Consider the following 4,961-nt stretch of genomic DNA (forward strand, 5'->3'; position numbering starts at 1 on the left):
GGGTGGCGTACGACGGGGGCGGAGACGCTGCTGCGCCAGTGGTCGCCGAGCCTGGCCGAGTCGACCTGGCGGGCGTCGGCCGGCGGCCCGGTCCGCTACGACGGCACCACCCGGGTGGGTCGCTGACCGGGTGGTCCACGCGCCGCGCGCGGCGCCCGGCCTGGACCGGCGCCCGGCAGCGGCGCCGTGGCCATTCCCTGCACCCCCCGCAGGTCTGCCTCCACTCAACGCCTCCGCCCGGGCGTTTGTCCCGCTCCGGGGCCCGATTCAGCCGTCCGGGCGAGGCCCAAGGGAACGAGTCGACGATCGTGGATGACTGCACGGGGTAACCGCTCGGCGACGGGTGGCCGGGCCAGCGCCGGTCGTCCGTCGTAGGGTGGACCGCATGGGCATGCTCTGCGCGGTCAGCTTCAACCGGTACGGGCGCCTCTACTACCTCGACCCGGGTGAGCTGCGGCCGCAGGTCGGCGACCGGGTGCTGGTCCCGACCGACGACGGGCCCGAGGTGGCCGAGTGCGTCTGGGCGGCGCAGTGGGTGTCGGAGGAGACCGACGGCTTCCCGAAGCTGGCCGGGCTGGCCCAGGAGGAGGACCTGCGCCGCGACGAGTTGCTGCGCCGGCGCAAGGCCGAGGCGAAGGTGGCCGCCAAGCGGCTGATCCGGGAGCACGGGCTGCCGATGAAGGTCGTCGCCGTGGACCACGTGCTGGGCGAGGGCGACGCCGGTGGCGACCGGACCACCGTCTACTTCACCGCCCCGCACCGGGTGGACTTCCGCTCCCTGGTCCGCGACCTGGGTGCGACCCTGCACTGCCGGGTCGAGCTGCGCCAGCTCTCCGCCCGGGACTCGGCGCGGGTGCAGGGCGGCATCGGCTCCTGCGGTCGCGACCTGTGCTGCGCCACCTTCCTCAACGACTTCGAGCCGGTGACCATCCGGATGGCGAAGGACCAGGACCTGCCGCTCAACCCGCTGCGGATCTCCGGCGCCTGCGGCCGGCTGATGTGCTGCCTGAAGTACGAGCACCCGCTCTACCAGCGCTTCCAGGAGTCCGCCCCGCCGGTCGGCAGCCGGGTCTCCACCCCGGAGGGCGACGGCAAGGTGGTCGGCCACAGCGTCCCCCGGGACACGGTCACGGTACGGCTGGACGCCGACGGCTCCCGCTGCTCCTGCTCCCGCGCCTCGGTCTGCGCCCCCCGCCAGGCCCACGACCAGCACTATTCCGCCTGATCCCGTCCTCACCCTCGCTCCCGGCCCTACGCCGCCCCGGCCTCGGCCGGTGATCAAGAAGTTTGCGTCTGCCGGAGCCTGGATCGTGACGCAAACTTCTTGATCGACGCCGTCAGTCGAGGGTGATCGGGGGTTCGGCCAGGCGGGGGGTGAGGGTGGACTTGGGGGTGAGCCAGGAGGCGGTGGGGGACTGGTCGGGGTTCAGCTGCCAGTCCCGGGACACCCGGTCGACGGCGATGGGGTAGATGGTCAGCGCGCCGTCGGGGTCGATCCGCATCCGCAGGAACGACTTCGAGTCCTCGATGCCCTGGCCGGCGAAGAGTTCGTTGAGGTTCACCCCGAACGACCCCGCCACCAGCAGGTACGCCGCCACCACCTGGCTGGACACCAGACCGATCACCGGGCCGTAGACGACCGCCGCGGCGACCGCCGGCAGCGGCCAGGGCCAGTCGTAGAAGGGGAGTGCCAGCCAGGCCCAGGTGCCGGCGGCGGCGAGCCCCACCTGCGCCAGCCCGTGGCTCACCCCGAGGATCCAGTGCCGGACGTGCCGTTTCCCGCCGGCGCTCGGTGGCTTGGCGAAGAAGGCCGCCCCGAGCAGCGTCACCCCCAGCATGATCACCAGCGGAACGCTGAACAGCCGCTGCTCGGTGCTGCCCGTCCGGTTCGCCGTCACCCCGGCCATGGCCAGCATGAGCAGCGTGTGCAGCGCCCCGAGCAGGGTGGTGAAGCCCGGGTTCCGGAACGGCAGCCGGGGGAAGATCCCCCAGCCGTACCGCCGGGAACGGGCCGCCTCCGGGTAGCGGGCGACCAGGTCGTACGGGCGGGTGGCGCTGGCCCGGCGGGACAGGGTGTCCTTCGGCGGCACCTCGATCCGCTCCGGGAGCTTGTGCGTCGGGTACAGGTACGCCCCGCCGCCCCCGCAGGTGATGAGCTGCCGCTCCGGGCCGGCGTACCGGGCATAGTGGTGCAGGTCGCCGGAGATGAGCAGCCGTACGTGCGCGCCGGTGGGGGCGAGGATCGTCCGGATGAAGTAGTCGATCGAGTCGTACGCGGTGGGGTGGTCGACGGACTTGACCCACGTCGGCGCCGGCACCGCCAGGATGATCTTGCTCTGCGGGCCCAGCCGGCGGGCCACCTCGTCGAAGTAGGCGAGCTGCGGGTCGTCCAGGTACGACCCGGACTGGTCGTCGAGGCCGAGCAGCCACCAGTCGGCCGGCAGCTCCACCGCGAAGTACGAGCGGGACTGCCCGGTGCCCCAGCCGCCGAAGTGCCGGTCCCGGGACCGGACGAACAGGCGCAGGAAGGCGGTCAGGCCGTCGTACCAGTCGTGGTTGCCCGGTACGGCGAAGAGCGTCGGCCGCTCGGGCGGCGCCACCGGCAGCGCGGCCTGGTACGGCCCCTTGCACCGGTCCTCGTACGCCTCGTACGCGGCCGACGGGTAGACCTGATCGCCCCCCATCACCAGGGTCTGGGCGCGGGGCAGCCGGTGCCCGTCCACCTCCAGCTCGCGCTGCGCGAGCAGGTACGCCACCGAGTAGGTGGCGTTGAAGCCGTCGCCCAGGTCGGCCACGTAGTCCAGCCAGAGCCCGCCGTCCGGCCCGACCTGCCGCGCGATCTTCGAATCCAGCGCGTTCTGCAGCTCCCGCTTGTCCAGGTACGCCCCGAACAGCATCGCCAGCAGCGTCCGGATGCCGGTGCTGATCAGCAGGAACGGCGCCAACCAGGGCACCGGCTTACGCGGGGTGAAGCCCAGCTCCACCGGGTCGAGGCTGAGCGGCCGGCGGGCCGCCCGCTCGCCGGGGGCGTGCTCGGCGGGAACGTCGGAGCCGGACGTGGGTTGATCGTCGCTCACCCGCCGGAGCGTAGCGCCGACGAGCCGCTACCGCTGTCCGGCGAACGACCGATCGCGTCCGATGTCCGGGTTCCCGGGTGGGGAACCCCCTCGGCCGGTGGGCGGGCCGTGCCGTACACTTGACGATCGTTGCCGCCTTAGCTCAGTCGGCTAGAGCGACGCACTCGTAATGCGTAGGTCGACGGTTCGATTCCGTCAGGCGCTCGGTACAGAAGCCCAGGTCACAGACCTGGGCTTCGCCGTTTTCCGAGGTCGATCACGCCGCCGCTGGCCCTGGCAGTCCGCAAATAGTCCGCATCCCGCGCAGCGACCGCCTCGTCCAGCCGGTTGGCAACGGCGTCCAGGTCGTCACCGAACAGGCCCGCGTACACGTCCAGCGTCATCGACGCCGAGGCGTGCCCGAGCATCCGCTGGACCGCCTTGACGTTGGCGCCCGCCGCCACCGCCAGACTCGCCGCCGTGTGCCGCGGGTCGTGCGGAGTCAGCCCGGCCAGCCCGACCGACGCTGCCGCCGGCGCGAAGACCCGCGACCGGAAGTTCGTGTTGCGCAGCGGCCCGCCGTTCGGCGCGGTGAACACCAGCGCGTCCCGACGCTTCCCGGCGACGTGCGCGGCCAGCTCGTCGACGAGGAACCGGGGAATCGGCACCGACCGGCGCTGATGGTTCTTCGGCGTCCCCTCGACCAGCTCCCCGCCAACCTCCGCGAACGCCACGGCCACCGTCACCCGACGCCGCAGCAGATCCAGCCGCGACACCCGCAGCGCCGACGCCTCACCCCACCTCCTGCTGGGCAGGCTGCAAGGCGTACTGGCATACGCCGCCCTCGACCTGGGGAGCGCCGACGCAGCCATGACCCACGCGGAGGCTACTTGGACCTGTGCGGAACACGCCGGAGACAACGAGCTGCGCGCGTGGACCGCGGCACCCAAAGCCTGATCGCGCGTTTTCAGGGCGACTACGCCCACGCCCTGGACTACGTGCACGACGGACTGCGCTACAAGGCAAGGGGCACCGGCCGGATACGGCTGCTCTGTGGCGTGGCTCAGTGCCACGCCAATCTCGGCGACTCCACAGGCGCGAACCGCACCCTTGACTTAGCTCAGACGGAACGGGAGAAGCTTGCCAGCACGGACTCCGTGGATGGCCTCTTCAGCTTCTCCGTCGCTAAGCAACATTACTACGCGGGAAGCAGCTTGATTTGGCTGGCGGGTGGGTCCGACGCGGAACGAGCTGCCCGAGAGGCGGGACGGGCAATCGCACTTTGGGAGGAGGAGCCCCCGGAAAGCAGGTCCTTGGACGACGAGGCCCTAGCCCACGTCTACCAAGGAACCGACTTCCTGCAAGTCGGGGACCTCGACTCCGCTGCTGCCGCCATCCGGCCGATCCTCGATCTGCCAGCGGACCGCCAAATCTCCTGGATCAAGAGCGGCTCGACAGGTTCGCCGCGATGCTCCCCGCCGAGCCATATCGAGGGGCGAGCGCGGCGGACGACCTGTACGAAGAGATCCGCAACCTAAGGGACGTCTCGTAACTCAGTGAAGGCGTTGTCCGTGACCGGGTCGGTGCTCACCTGACGAGGGCGATGTTGTGGAGATGGGCGATGGCTGAAGCGGTGTCGGTCAATGTGCTGGCAGCGCGGCGGTAGTCGCGCAAGATCTTCCAGCACTTCATCCTGGCCAGGGCGTGTTCGACCTGGGCGCGGACCGTGCGGTGTTGGGCGTTGAGCTCCTGCTTCCAGTCCGGCAGTGGGCTGCCGTCGCGGTTCTTGCGGTACGGGATGAGTCACGTCGGGGTTGCCGCGGTAGCCGCCGTCGGCCATGACCGGCCGCCCGTTCAGCTTCTGGTCGATGCCAGAGGTGCGGTAGACGATGGTGTCGTTGCGGT

At 71.0% G+C, this 4,961-nt stretch carries 4 protein-coding genes, 1 tRNA gene and 1 pseudogene; 3 read left to right on the forward strand and 3 right to left on the reverse strand.

Going from position 1 to position 4,961, the window contains the following annotated elements; translation table 11 throughout:
- Positions 1–385: 385 nt before the first annotated feature.
- Positions 386–1,225 (forward strand): regulatory iron-sulfur-containing complex subunit RicT, encoded by an 840-nt coding sequence (locus tag JNW89_RS27515; protein WP_238451269.1) that lies wholly within the window; start codon positions 386–388, stop codon positions 1,223–1,225.
- 112 nt (positions 1,226–1,337) lie between these two features.
- Here JNW89_RS27515 and JNW89_RS27520 read toward each other — a convergent pair whose 3' ends face one another.
- The gene (locus JNW89_RS27520) at positions 1,338–3,077 is read right to left on the reverse strand and encodes a metallophosphoesterase (RefSeq protein ID WP_238451270.1); all 1,740 of its coding nucleotides are present in this window, start codon (positions 3,075–3,077) and stop codon (positions 1,338–1,340) included.
- 131 nt (positions 3,078–3,208) lie between these two features.
- Between JNW89_RS27520 and JNW89_RS27525 the strand changes: the two genes are divergently transcribed.
- Positions 3,209–3,281, forward strand: a tRNA-Thr gene (locus JNW89_RS27525).
- A 17-nt stretch (positions 3,282–3,298) separates the two neighbouring features.
- Here JNW89_RS27525 and JNW89_RS27530 read toward each other — a convergent pair.
- Complete coding sequence (locus JNW89_RS27530) at positions 3,299–3,928, reverse strand: tyrosine-type recombinase/integrase (protein WP_238451271.1); 630 nt, start codon at positions 3,926–3,928, stop codon at positions 3,299–3,301.
- Positions 3,929–3,988: 60 nt separating this feature from the next.
- On the opposite strand from JNW89_RS27530, the gene JNW89_RS27535 reads away from it, so the two are divergent.
- The gene (locus JNW89_RS27535) at positions 3,989–4,594 is read left to right on the forward strand and encodes a hypothetical protein (RefSeq protein ID WP_238451272.1); all 606 of its coding nucleotides are present in this window, start codon (positions 3,989–3,991) and stop codon (positions 4,592–4,594) included.
- 49 nt (positions 4,595–4,643) lie between these two features.
- On the opposite strand, the pseudogene JNW89_RS27540 reads toward JNW89_RS27535, so the two are convergent.
- Positions 4,644–4,961: pseudogene (locus tag JNW89_RS27540) on the reverse strand (transposase family protein); the annotation flags it as partial.

Source organism: Micromonospora sp. 4G55, assembly GCF_016803375.1.